The 13,969-nt window shown below is 72.5% G+C and carries 15 protein-coding genes; all 15 read right to left on the bottom strand.

Translation table 11 applies throughout. The annotated features are described in order from the left end of the window. Nucleotides 1-123 precede the first annotated feature (123 nt). Nucleotides 124-666, bottom strand: a complete 543-nt coding sequence (locus ABEB09_RS27915; RefSeq protein ID WP_345692670.1) for an adenine phosphoribosyltransferase — start codon at nucleotides 664-666, stop codon at nucleotides 124-126. After that, nucleotides 663-1,763 carry a protein translocase subunit SecF gene (gene secF / locus ABEB09_RS27910; RefSeq protein WP_345692669.1) on the bottom strand — a complete coding sequence of 367 codons (1,101 nt, stop codon included), beginning with the start codon at nucleotides 1,761-1,763 and terminating at the stop codon, nucleotides 663-665. Before secF ends, ABEB09_RS27915 begins: the two co-directional genes overlap by 4 nt. 1 nt (nucleotide 1,764) lies before the next feature. After that, entirely contained in the window at nucleotides 1,765-3,573 is a 1,809-nt protein-coding gene (secD, locus tag ABEB09_RS27905) for a protein translocase subunit SecD (RefSeq protein WP_345692668.1), read from the bottom strand. A gap of 147 nt (nucleotides 3,574-3,720) precedes the next feature. Next, nucleotides 3,721-4,134 (bottom strand): preprotein translocase subunit YajC, encoded by a 414-nt coding sequence (gene yajC, locus ABEB09_RS27900; RefSeq protein WP_380840294.1) that lies wholly within the window; start codon nucleotides 4,132-4,134, stop codon nucleotides 3,721-3,723. A 223-nt stretch (nucleotides 4,135-4,357) separates the two neighbouring features. Further along, nucleotides 4,358-5,437 carry a Holliday junction branch migration DNA helicase RuvB gene (ruvB, locus tag ABEB09_RS27895; RefSeq protein ID WP_345692666.1) on the bottom strand — a complete coding sequence of 360 codons (1,080 nt, stop codon included), beginning with the start codon at nucleotides 5,435-5,437 and terminating at the stop codon, nucleotides 4,358-4,360. 17 nt (nucleotides 5,438-5,454) lie between these two features. After that, entirely contained in the window at nucleotides 5,455-6,069 is a 615-nt protein-coding gene (gene ruvA / locus ABEB09_RS27890; protein WP_345692665.1) for a Holliday junction branch migration protein RuvA, read from the bottom strand. After that, on the bottom strand, nucleotides 6,066-6,614 hold the full coding sequence (gene ruvC / locus ABEB09_RS27885) for a crossover junction endodeoxyribonuclease RuvC (protein WP_345692664.1): 549 nt from the start codon (nucleotides 6,612-6,614) through the stop codon (nucleotides 6,066-6,068). Before ruvC ends, ruvA begins: the two co-directional genes overlap by 4 nt. Nucleotides 6,615-6,729: 115 nt before the next feature. Continuing rightward, nucleotides 6,730-7,482: a YebC/PmpR family DNA-binding transcriptional regulator gene (locus tag ABEB09_RS27880; RefSeq protein ID WP_345692663.1), complete on the bottom strand. Its 753-nt coding sequence runs from the start codon at nucleotides 7,480-7,482 to the stop codon at nucleotides 6,730-6,732. Nucleotides 7,483-7,544: 62 nt separating this feature from the next. After that, nucleotides 7,545-8,135, bottom strand: a complete 591-nt coding sequence (pdxT, locus tag ABEB09_RS27875; protein ID WP_345692662.1) for a pyridoxal 5'-phosphate synthase glutaminase subunit PdxT — start codon at nucleotides 8,133-8,135, stop codon at nucleotides 7,545-7,547. A 5-nt stretch (nucleotides 8,136-8,140) separates the two neighbouring features. Next, a complete protein-coding gene (gene pdxS, locus ABEB09_RS27870) occupies nucleotides 8,141-9,055 on the bottom strand; it encodes a pyridoxal 5'-phosphate synthase lyase subunit PdxS (RefSeq protein ID WP_345692661.1) in 915 nt (304 codons plus the stop codon). Nucleotides 9,056-9,632: 577 nt separating this feature from the next. Then, entirely contained in the window at nucleotides 9,633-10,175 is a 543-nt protein-coding gene (locus tag ABEB09_RS27865) for a LemA family protein (protein ID WP_345692660.1), read from the bottom strand. Nucleotides 10,176-10,186: 11 nt separating this feature from the next. Beyond that, nucleotides 10,187-10,900 carry an N-acyl homoserine lactonase family protein gene (locus ABEB09_RS27860; RefSeq protein WP_345692659.1) on the bottom strand — a complete coding sequence of 238 codons (714 nt, stop codon included), beginning with the start codon at nucleotides 10,898-10,900 and terminating at the stop codon, nucleotides 10,187-10,189. Nucleotides 10,901-10,949: 49 nt separating this feature from the next. Next, nucleotides 10,950-12,113 (bottom strand): glycosyltransferase family 4 protein, encoded by a 1,164-nt coding sequence (locus tag ABEB09_RS27855; RefSeq protein WP_345692658.1) that lies wholly within the window; start codon nucleotides 12,111-12,113, stop codon nucleotides 10,950-10,952. After that, a complete protein-coding gene (locus ABEB09_RS27850) occupies nucleotides 12,110-13,027 on the bottom strand; it encodes a phosphatidylinositol mannoside acyltransferase (RefSeq protein WP_345692657.1) in 918 nt (305 codons plus the stop codon). Before ABEB09_RS27850 ends, ABEB09_RS27855 begins: the two co-directional genes overlap by 4 nt. Next, nucleotides 13,024-13,698, bottom strand: a complete 675-nt coding sequence (gene pgsA / locus ABEB09_RS27845) for a phosphatidylinositol phosphate synthase (protein ID WP_345692656.1) — start codon at nucleotides 13,696-13,698, stop codon at nucleotides 13,024-13,026. Before pgsA ends, ABEB09_RS27850 begins: the two co-directional genes overlap by 4 nt. Nucleotides 13,699-13,969 lie beyond the last annotated feature (271 nt).

Raw genomic sequence — 13,969 nt, 5'->3', positions numbered from 1 at the left:
GGCCCGGAAATCCCATGGTATCGACCCCGGGCGTCCCTCTCGCCCCGGGCGGGAGTGGGAACAACGGGGGACGGGCATCCGGTGTTCCCGGATGCCCGTCCCGTACGTGGTGCGACCTGGCGGTCAGACCGTGATCAGCGCCTCCAGCGGGGCGCCGCGCAGGGCCTGCTCGAGGCGGGCGCGGCCGTCGAGGAAGGCCAGCTCCATGAGCACGGCGACGCCCGCGACGTCGGCCCCGGCCCGCCGGATCAGCTCCAGCGAGGCCTCGGCGGTGCCGCCGGTGGCGAGGACGTCGTCGATGACCAGGACGCGGTCGCCCGGCGTCAGGTCCTCGGCGTGGATCTCGATCTCGGCCGTGCCGTACTCCAGCTCGTACGCCTGGCGGAGCGTGGCGCCGGGGAGCTTGCCCGCCTTGCGGACGGGCACGAATCCGACCTGTGCCGAGACGGCGACCGGGGCGGCGAGGATGAACCCGCGCGCCTCCAGGCCGACGATCTTCGTCGCCCCGTGCCGTACGCACAGCTCGGCGAAGGCGCCGGTGAGCGCGGCGAACGCCACCGGGTCGGCGAGCAGCGGCGTGATGTCCTTGAACATGACGCCCGGCTTGGGGTGGTCGGGGACGTCGCGGATCCGGCTGAGCAGCAGCTCCCGGGTGTCGACGGTCATCGGTTGCTCCCGGTGGAGCGGCCGCGGCGGCCGCGCTGGCCGCCGACGACGGCTCCGGCGGTCGCGGTGGCCCCGGGCAGGGCCGCCTCGTCCGCGCCGTCGGCGTCGTCCGCCGAGAGGCCCTTGGCCTCGGCGGCGGCCCGCTTGGCGAGGACGCGCTTCTTGAGGGCCTTCATCTGCGGCTCGCGCTCCTTGAGGTCGGCGACGAGCGGCGTGGCGATGAAGATCGACGAGTAGGCACCGGCGGCGAGGCCGACGAACAGCGACAGCGAGATGTCGTTGAGCATGCCTGCGCCGAGGAAGCCGCCGCCGATGAAGAGCAGGCCGGCCACCGGCAGCAGCGCCACGACGGTGGTGTTGATGGACCGCACCAGGGTGCCGTTGAGGCTGCGGTTGGCGATCTCGCTGTAGGTGTAGCGGGTCTGCTTGGTGATGTCCTTCGAGCTCTCCTTCAGGCCGTCGAAGACGACGACGGTGTCGTAGAGGGAGTAACCGAGGATGGTGAGCAGACCGATCACGGTGCCCGGGGTGACCTCGAAGCCGACGAGCGAGTAGATGCCGACGGTGATGGTGAGGTCGTGGACGAGGGCGATGAGCGCGGCGAGCGCCATGCGCCACTCGAAGGCGATCGCCAGGTAGATCACCACGAGGATCATGAAGACGCCGAGGCCGGTCCAGGCCTTGTTGGCGATCTGCTCGCCCCAGCTGGGGCCGACCAGCTCGTTGGTGATCTGCCGGGCCGGGATGTCCAGGCTCTCGGCGATCTCGTTGCCGATCCGGTCGGCCTGCTGGGTGTCCAGGCTGCTGACCTGGATGCGCAGACCGCCGGTGCCGAGCTTCTGGACGATCGCGTCGTGGCCCGCGGCGTCCTCCGCGATCTCCTCGGCCTTGGCGGCGGAGACGGAGGTGCTGGGCGTCGTGAAGACGGCGCCGCCCTTGAACTCGATGCCCATGTTCAGGCCGCGCACGGCCAGGCCGACGATGGCGGTGATGGTGATCAGGATCGAGATCCCGTACCAGAGCTTCCGCTTGGCGACGAAGTCGTAGCCGACCTCACCGCGGTAGAGACGGGCGCCGAGATTTCCGAGTCGCGACATCTCACGCCTCCTTCGGTTCGGTCGAGACGGCGGGGCGGCGGGTGCGGCGCAGCGGAGGCTGGGCGCCGAGCCGCTTCGGGTCCAGGCCGGACCACGGGTGCTGGCCGCCGAAGAACTTGCCGCGCGCCAGGAGCGTCATCAGCGGCTTGGTGAAGAGGAACACCACGACGACGTCGAGCAGCGTGGTCAGGCCGAGCGTGAACGCGAAGCCCTGGACCTTGCCGACGGTGACGATGAAGAGCACCGCGGCGGCGAGGAACGACACGAAGTCGGAGACCAGGATGGTGCGGCGGGCGCGCGGCCAGGCGCGCTCGACGGCCGGGCGCAGCGTGCGGCCCTCGCGGATCTCGTCGCGGATGCGCTCGAAGTACACGATGAACGAGTCCGCGGTGATACCGATGGCGACGATCGCGCCGCAGACGGCCGGCAGGTTCAGCGCGAAGCCGATGGCCGGACCGAGCAGCGACATGATCGTGTACGTGAGGACCGCCGAGGCGGCCAGCGACAGGATCGCGATCAGCGACAGGCCGCGGTAGTAGACCACCAGGTAGATGATGACCAGGGCGAGGCCGATGGCACCGGCGATCAGGCCGGCGCGCAGCTGCTCGCCGCCGAGGGCGGCGGTGACGGTGGTGACGGACTGCTCCTTGAAGGACAGCGGCAGCGCACCGTAGGAGAGGATGTTGCCCAGCTCCTGCGCGGACTTCTGGTTGAAGTTGCCGGAGATCTCGGCGCTGGCGCCGAGGGTCTGGTTGACCTGCGGGGCGGAGACGACCTCGCCGTCGAGGACGATGGCGAACTGGTTCATCGGCGGAGCCTGCTGGGACAGCTTGCTCGTGATCGCCTGGAACTTCTTGGTGCCGCCGCTGGTGAACTCCATCTGGACGATCCACATGCCGCGCTGCTGGTCCAGCACGCCCTGGGCGTCGTCGACGTCCTTGCCGTCCACCTCGGCGGGGCCGAGCAGGTACTTCTCCCACTGGCCGAGGCTGTTCTGGCCGCAGGCCACGGTGGTCTCGGTGGGCTTGACGCCCTTGCCGGCGTTGGCGCGCTGCTGCTTGTCGTTGCAGTTGAGCGTCGCGAACTGCTGCTGGACCTTCGCGTCGGGGGTGGTGCCGCCGGGGGTGGCCGAGGGCGTCGCGCCCGGGGTCGCGGAGCCGCTGGGCTTGGCGGACGGGCTGCCGGAGGCGGTCGCGCTCGGGCTGGGCGCCTTCTTCAGCGCGTCGGTCACGGGGCGACCCTGCGTGGTGGCGCTCGCGGACGGCGTCGCGGAGGAGGTGGCCTTGTCGTCCTTGCCCTTGTCGGCCTTGTCCGGGGCGGACGCGGACGGCTTGCCGGAGGGCTTGGCGGAGGAGCCCGGGCTGGGCGTGGTGCTGGCGGACGGCGTCGGCACGGGGTCGCTGCCCACGACGCTGAGGACCGGCCGGAAGTACAGCTGGGCGGTGGTGCCGACCTGCTGGCGGGCCTGCTCCTGGTCCGTCCCCTTGGGGATGTTGACGACGATGTTCTCGCGGCCCTGGGTCTGTACCTCGGCCTCCTGCACACCGAGACCGTTGACGCGGCGCTCGATGATGCCGACCGCCGTGTTCATGTTGGTCTCGTTGACCGCGTTCTCCTGGCCGGGCTCCGCCTCGGCCTTGAGCGTGATCGTCGTACCGCCCGCGAGGTCGATGCCCAGGCGCGGCGTGGTGTGACCCGACCAGAACATCCCGCCGGTCAGCGCGACCATCGCGATCAGGATCAGCGCCAGGGCGCGGCCCGGCCTCCCCTGGCCCCCCGACGGCCCTCTGCGCTTCTTCGGTGCTGCCACCTTGTCGATTCTCCCTGTCCAACCGCCCCGCGCCGGGTGTGCGCGGGGCGGCCACGAAGTGTGTGTGGGGACCTTCCCCCGCAGATGTGTGGACGCGATCCGGGGACCGCTGGACACCGGTGGGCGTCCAGTGGTCCCCGAACGTGACTACTTCGCGTCGGTCTCGCCGTCGGCCTTGCCGTCCTTGGGCGCGTCGTCGGCGTCGGCCTTCTTGGTGAGGTCCGGCTTGGCGTCCGCGTCGGCGGCGGGCTCGGTCAGCGAGGAGGCGTCGTCCGGAACGGCCGGCAGGTCGGACTCCGGGTCCCCGTCGGTGTCCGAGCCGGTGTCGCCGTGGACGATCCGGTTGTACTCCTCGTCGTCGAGGACGGCGCCGACCGCGTTCTTCGCGTAGACGGCGTGGACGCCGGGCGCGACCTCCAGAAGGACGGTGTCGTCGCCGACTTCCTTGACGGTGGCGTACATCCCCCCGATCGTCCGCACGCCGGTGCCGGGCTGCATCTGGTTGCGCATTTCCATGGCCTGCTGCTGCTTTTTCTTCGCAGAGCGGGTCATCAGGAACATGGCCCCGATGAGCACGATGAAGGGGAGAAGCACGCCGATGTTATCCACGGGACGGAATTCCTTCGCACGACCGCGCTGGTGAGCGGCCTGATCTACGGGGGTGGGCACGCCGACCTGAAAGGGCGGCATCGGCGGAGTCTAGGCGAGTCCGCATCGATGGAACAACGCCCAGCATCCCACCCCGGTTCCCGCCGTCGCGAGTCCCCGCGCCGTCACGATGCCGTCACGCCCCGAAGAGCTGCCCCTGCCCCCCGCCCGTGGCCCCGGCCTGCGGCGGTACGAGTCCCAGGTGCGCCCACGCGGCGGGCGTCGCGACCCGGCCGCGCGGGGTGCGGGCCAGCAGTCCCTCCCGTACGAGGAAGGGCTCGGCGACCTCCTCGACCGTCTCGCGCTCCTCCCCCACGGCCACGGCCAGCGTGGACAGGCCGACGGGTCCGCCGCCGAACAGCTTGAGCAGGGCCTCCAGCACGGCGCGGTCCAGTCGGTCCAGGCCGCGGCCGTCGACCTCGTACACCCCGAGCGCCGTCGCGGCGATCTCGCGGGTGATCACTCCGTCGGCCCTGACCTGCGCGTAGTCCCGGACGCGGCGCAGCAGCCGGTTGGCGATGCGGGGCGTGCCGCGGGAGCGGCCGGCGATCTCGGCGGCGCCGTCGGCGTCGATGTCGACGTCGAGGAGCCGGGCCGAGCGGTGGACGACGCGCTCCAGCTCGGCCGGGGCGTAGAACTCCATGTGGGCGGTGAAGCCGAACCGGTCGCGCAGCGGCGGGGGCAGGAGTCCGGCCCGGGTGGTGGCGCCGACCAGGGTGAACGGCGGCAGTTCGAGGGGGATGGCCGTGGCGCCGGGGCCCTTGCCGACGATGACGTCGACGCGGAAGTCCTCCATCGCCATGTAGAGCATCTCCTCGGCGGGCCGGGACATCCGGTGGATCTCGTCGAGGAAGAGGACCTCGCCCTCCTGGAGGGAGGAGAGGATCGCGGCGAGGTCGCCGGCGTGCTGGATGGCGGGGCCGGAGGTGATGCGGATCGGGGCGCCCATCTCCGCCGCGATGATCATGGAGAGGGTGGTCTTGCCGAGGCCGGGTGCGCCGGACAGCAGGACGTGGTCGGCGGTGGCGCCCCGGGCGCGGGCGGCTTTGAGGACGAGGTCCAGCTGCTCGCGGACGCGCTCCTGGCCGACGAACTCGTCCAGCGACTTGGGGCGCAGGGCCGCCTCGACGGCCTGGTCCTCGCCGTCGGCGGAGGCGCCGACCAGCCGCTCGGAGGCGGCCTCGTCGCCGGTGGGTGGGGTGTCGTCCCAGTTCACAGTGGATGCCTCGTCGGTCAGCGGGTGCGGTTGAGGGTCTGGAGGGCGGCCTTGAGGAGCTGCCCGATGTGCGGTGCGCCGGCCGCGGCCTCGGCCTGCGGGGCGACGGCGGCCACCGCGTCGTCGGCCTCGCGGGTGGCGTAGCCCAGGCCGATGAGCGCGGTGTGCAGCTGGTCGCGCCACGCCGCGGGGCCCGCGGCGGCGGCCGGTGCGGCGGTGTGCGCGCCGGTCGGTTCGCCGAGCCGGTCCTTCAGCTCCAACAGCAGCTTCTGGGCGCCCTTCTTGCCGATGCCGGGCACGGCCGTGAGGGCCTTCTCGTCGCCGGTGGCGACCGCGACGCGCAGCGCGTCCGGGGTGTGCACGGCGAGCATGGCCTGGGCGAGGCGCGGGCCGACGCCGCTGGCGGTCTGGAGCAGTTCGAAGACCTGCCGCTCGTCGTCGTCGGCGAAGCCGTACAGGGTGAGCGAGTCCTCCCGTACGACCAACGACGTGGCGAGACGGGCCTCCTGACCCATCCTCAGGGTCGACAGCGTGTTCGGCGTGCACTGGACGGCCATGCCGACGCCGCCGACCTCGATCACCGCGGTGGTCGGGGCGAGGGCGGCGACGGGTCCGCTCACGAAGGCGATCATGCGGTACGGCCTTTCATGGCTCGGGCGTGGTGGGCGCGGTGGGCGGCGACGGCCTGCTGGAGCCGGTTCTGCGCGGGCGCGCGCCAGATGTGGCAGATGGCGAGGGCGAGGGCGTCGGCGGCGTCGGCCGGCTTCGGCGGGGCGTCGAGCCGCAGCAGCCGGGTGACCATGGCGCCGACCTGCGCCTTGTCGGCGCGGCCGCTGCCGGTGACGGCGGCCTTGACCTCGCTCGGCGTGTGCAGGACGACGGGGATGCCGCGGCGCGACGCGCACAGCATCGCGACGGCGCTGGCCTGCGCCGTGCCCATCACCGTACGGACGTTGTGCTGGCTGAACACGCGCTCGACGGCGACGACTTCGGGCCGGTGCGTGTCCAGCCACTCCTCGATGCCCCGCTCGACGGCGACGAGGCGGTGGCCCGTGTCGGCGTCCGCGGGGGTGCGGACGACGCCGACGCCGAGCATGGTCAGCGGGCGTCCGGCGACCCCTTCGACGACGCCGACACCGCACCGCGTCAGGCCTGGGTCCACCCCGAGAACGCGCACGCACCCCTCCTTCGCTCGGCTGTTCAGCTGTTTGTGCAGGCTAGCCGGTGCCACTGACAACGCGACGGGCCGACGGGGTGTGTTCCCGTCGGCCCGTCGCGCTGATGCGGGTGGGTCAGGCGTCGACCTTGGCCATCACGTCGTCGGAGACGTCGAAGTTGGCGAAGACGTTCTGCACGTCGTCGCTGTCCTCGAGCGCGTCGATCAGCTTGAAGATCTTCTTCGCGCCCTCCTCGTCCAGCTCGACCTGCATGGTCGGGACGAAGCTGGCCTCGGCCGACTCGTAGTCCATGCCGGCCTCCTGGAGGGCGGTGCGGACCGCGACGAGGTCGGTGGCCTCGCTGATCACCTCGAAGTTCTCGCCGAGGTCGTTGACCTCCTCGGCACCGGCGTCCAGGACGGCGCCGAGCACGTCGTCCTCGGTCAGCTCGCCCTTGGGGAGGACGACGACGCCCTTGCGGTTGAAGAGGTACGACACCGAGCCCGGGTCGGCCATCGAGCCGCCGTTGCGGGTCATGGCGACACGGACGTCCGAGGCGGCGCGGTTGCGGTTGTCGGTGAGGCACTCGATGAGCACCGCGACACCGTTCGGGCCGTAACCCTCGTACATGATCGTCTCGTAGTCGGCGCCACCGGCCTCCAGGCCGGCGCCGCGCTTGACCGCGGAGTCGATGTTCTTGTTCGGCACGGAGCTCTTCTTCGCCTTCTGGATGGCGTCGAACAGCGTCGGGTTGCCGTCGGGGTCGGCGCCGCCCGTACGGGCCGCGACCTCGATGTTCTTGATCAGCTTCGCGAAGAGCTTGCCGCGCTTGGCATCGATCACGGCCTTCTTGTGCTTCGTCGTAGCCCATTTAGAGTGGCCGGACATCTGCCTGTCTCCTTCGCGTAACCAAAATCAGAACGAACCCCAGAGATCCTACCGGGATCTCGTCAGAGCGCGGCGCGCACCATGTCGACGAACAGGGCGTGCACCCGGTGGTCACCGGTCAGCTCGGGGTGGAACGACGTCGCGAGGGCGTTGCCCTGGCGGACGGCGACGATGTGACCGTCGTACTCGGCGACGACCTCGGCGGTCGCGCCGACCGACTCGACCCACGGGGCGCGGATGAAGACGCCCTCCACGGGGCCGTCGATGCCGGCGACCTCGACGGACGCCTCGAACGACTCGTTCTGCCGGCCGAAGGCGTTGCGGCGCACGATCATGTCGATGCCGCCGAGCGTCTCCTGGCCCGAGCGCGGGTCGAGGATCTTGTCGGCGAGCATGATCAGGCCGGCGCAGGTGCCGTAGACGGGCATGCCCGCGGCGATCCGCTCACGCAGCGGCTCCAGCATGCCGAAGACCGTGGCCAGCTTGGACATGGTGGTGGACTCGCCGCCGGGGATGACGAGGCCGTCGACCTCGGCGAGCTCTTCGGGGCGCCGGACCGGCCTGGCCACGGCGTCCGCCGCGGCCAGGGCGATCAGGTGCTCCCGTACGTCGCCCTGGAGGGCCAGGACGCCGATCACGGGGGTGCTGCTCATGGCTGTTACCAGCCCCGGTTCGCGTAGCGCTCGGCCTCGGGGAGGGTGTCGCAGTTGATGCCCACCATGGCCTCGCCCAGGTTGCGGGACGCGTCGGCGATGATCTTCGGGTCGTCGTAGAAGGTGGTGGCCTTCACGATGGCGGCGGCGCGCTTGGCCGGGTCGCCGGACTTGAAGATGCCGGAGCCGACGAAGACGCCCTCGGCGCCCAGCTGGCGCATCAGAGCGGCGTCGGCCGGGGTGGCCACGCCACCGGCGGAGAACAGCACGACCGGCAGCTTGCCCAGCTCGGCGACCTCCTTGACCAGCTCGTACGGGGCGCGCAGCTCCTTGGCGGCGGCGTACAGCTCGTTGTTGTCGAAGCCGCGCAGCTTGGCGATCTCGTTCTTGATCTGGCGCAGGTGGCGGACGGCCTCGACGACGTTGCCGGTGCCGGCCTCGCCCTTGGAGCGGATCATGGCCGCGCCCTCGGCGATACGGCGCAGGGCCTCGCCCAGGTTGGTGGCGCCGCAGACGAAGGGGGTGGTGAACGCCCACTTGTCGGAGTGGTTGACCTCGTCGGCGGGGGTCAGGACCTCGGACTCGTCGATGTAGTCGACGCCGAGGGACTGCAGGACCTGGGCCTCGACGAAGTGGCCGATGCGGGACTTGGCCATGACCGGGATCGAGACGGCGTCGATGATGCCTTCGATCATGTCCGGGTCGGACATGCGGGCGACGCCGCCGTCCTTGCGGATGTCGGCGGGGACGCGCTCGAGGGCCATGACGGCGACGGCGCCGGCGTCCTCGGCGATCTTGGCCTGCTCCGGCGTGACGACGTCCATGATCACGCCGCCCTTGAGCTGCTCGGCCATGCCGCGCTTCACGCGGGCGGTGCCGGTCTCGGGGGACTGGGGGGTGGTGGTGGGCGTGGTGGACACGGAGGACCTCACTCAGAAACGGGGCGGGCACGAGGCCCGGGGACAACACAAGGAGGAAACCTGGACCGCGCAGGCCACAGCAAGGGCCAATGGTGAGGAGGTGGCTCGTTTTCGGCCCGGATCAGCCGATCCGGCGCCTCCGAGCGGTCCGCATCCGCCTCACCGGCCCTTGGAAGATCCGGTTCCAAGGCCACCTGTGGCCTGGGGCGGCCCGGCCTGTGGCCTGGGGCGGCCCAGCCGGGTGCCGCTGTGGGCCCGCCGCCGGTCGATGCCGAGCGGACTGGCCGCCGACCGGTGCCGCGCAGCCCCGCCGCCGACCAGTGCCATGCCGACCCGCCGCCGACCGGGTGCCGAGCCGCCCGGCCGCCGGTCGGTGCCATGCGGCCCCGCCGCCGACCGCTGCCAAGCCGCCCCGCCGCTGACCGGGTGCCTAGCCGCCCCGCCGCCGGCCGGGTGCCGCGCGGGTCGCCGGCTCGGTGCCGCGCGGGTCGCCGGCTCGGTGCCGCGCGGGTCGCCGGCTCGGTGCCGCGCGGGTCGCCGGCTCGGTGCCGTGGGGGTCGGCTCCGCCGGTCGGCCCCTACGCCGCCCGGTCCGCCAGGGCCGTCGGGGGCTCGTCGTCCATCTCGAAGGCCATCGGGAACGGGGCGTGCCCCGCCAGCCGGAACCAGCGCACCTTGCGGTGGCGGCGCAGCGCCCGCGCCGCCCGCACCGCGTCGTTGTGGAAGCGCCGCGCCATCGGCACCCTGCGCACCGCCGCGGCCAGTTCGCCGGCCGCCTCCTCGCCGCCGGGCGCCTCCCGTACGGCCTCCATCTGCTCCGGCTCGCCGAACACCGCGCGCAGCGCCTGGCTCAGTTCGCTCTCGGCGACCTCCCGCTGCTCCTCCTCGGCCTGCCGGGCGGCGTGCGCGGCCTGGTAGAGGACGATCGACGCCGCCGGGTCGAGGATCCCGGAAGTGGCCAGCTCCTGGGCGACCGACGCCCGGCGCAGCAACTGCGCGTCGAGCGCGGCGCGGGCGGCGTCGATCCGGGCGTGCAGCCGGTCGAGGCGCCCCGCGGTCCAGCTCAGGTACAGGCCGATGGCGAAGAGGGCGACGGCGATCCAGATCAGCGTTACGGTCACGGGCGCACAGGCTACCCGGGCCCCGGCAGCGTCCCTTCCCACACCGAGCGGTCATGGGCGAACAGCACGCGCCCCGGCCCGAAGGCGGCCAGCCGGTCGAGCCAGCCCGGGTACGGGGGCCAGGAGCCGCCCGGTTCGTCGAGCGCCGCCCGCCGGGCCATCTCGTCCGACGCGAAGTCGGACGCCGTGTCACGTGCCTGGCCCGCGAGGACGGTGACGCCCCGGTCGGTGCGCACGACCAGCGACTGGTGGCCGTCGGTGTGCCCGGGTGTCGGTACGACGTGCACGCCGGGCCACAGCTCGGCCTCGCCGTCCAGCTCCTCGTGGCGTGCGCCGGGGAAGTCGACCAGGCCGTCGATGGTGTGGCCGCCGGCCCGCGCGGCGGCCAGCTCACGGCGCTGGACGACCACGGGCCGGCCCGGCAGCAGGCGGTTGCCGCCGCAGTGGTCGAAGTGGAGGTGGCAGTTCACGACGAGGTCGACGTCGTCCGGTGCGGCTCCGGCGGCCGCGAGCGCGCCGCGCAGGTCCTTGCGGCGCGGCCGGTAGTGCGCCTCCGTCGCGGGGTCGCCGCCGCCGATGCCGGTGTCGAAGAGCAGCAGCCCCGCCTCGTGCCGTACGAGGTAGGCCAGCACGGGCTCGACCCGCGGCTGCCCCGTACCGGTCTCCTCGGCGGGCCGCACGAAGTGGCCCAGGTCCAACCGCCGTACCCGGACATCCCGCCCCACACGCCCCTCCCTCATCGGCCGCCCCCGCGGGAACAGCCGGGTCTCCGGCTCAGTCCCGCGCCAGCCCCCACCGGGCGCGCAGGCCCGTGACGCGGTCGTCCGCGGCCACCGATGCCGCGCCGTCCGTCACCGTCTCGTACACCGCGAGGATGTCCGCGCCGACCGTCGACCAATCGAAGCGGCGTACGTGGGCGCTGCCCCGCTCCCGCAGTTCCGTGCGGCGGGCCTCGTCGCCCAGCAGCCGGATCGCCGCGTCCGCCAGGGCGTCCGCGTCCTCGTTGGCGAACAGCTCGCCGGCCGCTCCCCGGTCCAGGACCTGCGCGAACGCGTCCAGGTCGCTCGCCAGGACCGGAGCACCCGCCGACATCGCCTCCACCAGGATGATGCCGAAGCTCTCCCCGCCGGTGTTGGGCGCCACGTACACGTCGACGCTGCGCAGCAGCCGCGCCTTGTCCTCGTCGCTGACCATGCCGAGGAACTCCACCCGCTGCCGCAGCTCCCGCGGCAGCGACGCGACGGCCTCCTCCTCGTCGCCCCGCCCCGCCACCAGCAGCCGCGCCTGCGGGCGGGCCGCGAAGATCTTCGGCAGGGCCCTCATCAGCACCGGCAGGCCCTTGCGGGGCTCGTCGATCCGGCCGATGAACCCGAGGGTCTCGCCCTGCCACGCGGCCTTCGGCTCGGCGCGCGCGAAGAAGTCGACGTCGACGCCGTTGGGGATGACCACCGCGTCCCCGCCCAGGTGCTCGACGAGCGTGCGGCGCGCGTACTCGCTCACCGCGATCCGGGCGCTGATCTTCTCCAGGGCGGGCTGGAGGATCGGGTACGCCGCGATCATGGCCCGCGACCGGGGGTTCGAGGTGTGGAACGTGGCCACGATCGGGCCCTGCGCCGCCCAGCAGGCCAGCAGGCCCAGCGACGGCGACGCCGGCTCGTGGATGTGGATCACGTCGAACGTGCCGTCGTGGAGCCAGCGGCGCACCCGGGCCGCGCTCAGGAACCCGAAGTTCAGCCGGGCCACCGAGCCGTTGTACGGCACGGGCACGGCCCGCCCCGCCGACACGACGTACGGCGGCAGCGGCGTCTCGTCGTCCGCGGGCGCCAGCACCGACACCTCGTGACCCAGCCGGATCAGGTGCTCGGCCAGGTCCCGGATGTGGAACTGGACGCCGCCCGGCACGTCCCAGGAGTACGGGCAGACGATGCCGATCCTCACGGGCGCGCCTCCTCCCGCCGCTCGTCGAGATCCGCGAGCCACAGCCGCTGCAGCATGTGCCAGTCCTCCGGGTGGTCGGCGATACCGCCGGCGAAGGCCTCGGCCAGCGCCTGCGTCATGACAGACGTCTTCTCGGCCCGCGTACCTGACTCCGGTACGTCGACGGGCGGGTGCACCCGCCCCTTCATCACCGGCGAGTCGTCGTACCAGAGCGTCACCGGCAGCAGCAGCGCCCCGGTCTGCTGGGCCAGCAGCGCGGGACCCGCCGGCATCCGCGCCGTCTCGCCGAAGAACTCCACCTCGACACCCGACGCGGACAGGTCCCGGTCCGCGACCAGGCACACGAGCCCACCCGACCGCAGCCGCCGCGCCAGCGTCGCGAAGGCCGCCCCACCGGTGTGCGGCAGCACCTCCATGCCCAGCGACTCGCGGTACGCCACGAACCGGTCGTACAGCGTCTCCGGCTTCAGCCGCTCGGCGACCGTCGTGAACGGCACCCCGAGCGCGCGGGTCACCCACACGCCCGCCAGGTCCCAGTTCGCCAGGTGCGGCAGCGCCAGGATCACGCCGTTCCCGGCCGCGAGCCCGTCCGTCAGGTAGTGCACGTCCTTGATGTCGAAGGCGTGCCGCACCCGCTCCTGGCTCCACGTCGGCAGCCGGAACGACTCCATCCAGTACCGCATGTACGAGCGCATCCCCGCCCGCGACAGCTCCGCCAGGCGCGCCGGCGAGGCGTCCGGCACGACCCGCGCCAAGTTCGCCTCAAGCCGCAGGACGCCCTTGCCGCGCCGCTTCCACGCCGTGTCCGCGATACGGCGGCCGAGACCGGCCGCGACCGGCTCGGGGAGCTTCTTCACCGTCCCCCAGCCCAGCCCGTACAGCGCGTCCGTCAACCGGTCCTTCGCCCCGCTCATGACGTGGCCTCACTCCCCCTCGGAGAACCCCCACCGGTCGCCGCGTCGGCCTCCGCCGCCTCACGGCGCACCGTCACCACCCGCTGCCCCAGCGTCACCGCGCTGCCCACGGCCACCACCCACAGCGCGATCGGCAGCAGCACCTGGATGCCCGGCACACCGAACCCGTGCAGCCCGGCCAGACCGGCCGCGACCAGCGAGATCACCAGCCGCTCCGCCCGCTCCACCAGGCCGCTCACCGCGACCGGCAGCCCGATCGACTCACCCCGCGCCTTCGTGTACGACACGACCTGGCCGCTCGCCAGGCAGAAGATCGACACGGCACACAGGACATTGTCGTCGCCGCCGCCCGCGTACCACAGGGCGAACCCGCCGAAGATCGCGCCGTCCGCCACCCGGTCCAGGGTCGAGTCCAGGAACGCGCCCCACCGGCTGGAGATCCCCGCCTGCCGCGCCATGTTGCCGTCGACCAGGTCGGAGAACACGAACAGCGTGATGACGATCGTGCCCCAGAAGAACTCCCCGCGCGGGAAGAAGACCAGCGCACCCGCCACCACCCCGGCCGTACCGACGAGCGTCACCGCGTCGGGGCTCACCCCGCGACGCAGGAGGAACGCGGCGAACGGTGTGAGAACACGCGTGAAGAACGCACGCGCGTACTTGTTCAGCATGGCCTTCCCGAGGGGTCGGTGGGCCGAGCGGCCCCTTCGGCCACCGGCGCGCCCATCGTAGCCACGCACCGCCCCACGACACCCCGGGCACCCGTCGCACCGCTCCGACGTCGGCGTATGTCCGACGTATGGACGCAGCCCCAACGGAGTGGAAAGCTCGAAAGACCACCGCGGGCACCGCCGGAGCTGCCCCGCACAGGGCTGGGGCCCATGCCCACGCCGCTCCCCCAGCGCCCGCGCCCCCCACCTCACCGTCCACCTTGCGATCGGG

It is taken from the genome of Streptomyces coeruleoprunus (assembly GCF_039542925.1).
In the GTDB taxonomy this organism is placed as follows: domain Bacteria; phylum Actinomycetota; class Actinomycetes; order Streptomycetales; family Streptomycetaceae; genus Streptomyces; species Streptomyces coeruleoprunus.
Note: the sequence above shows the minus strand (reverse complement) of the source record. Positions and strands in the feature narration are given on the sequence as shown.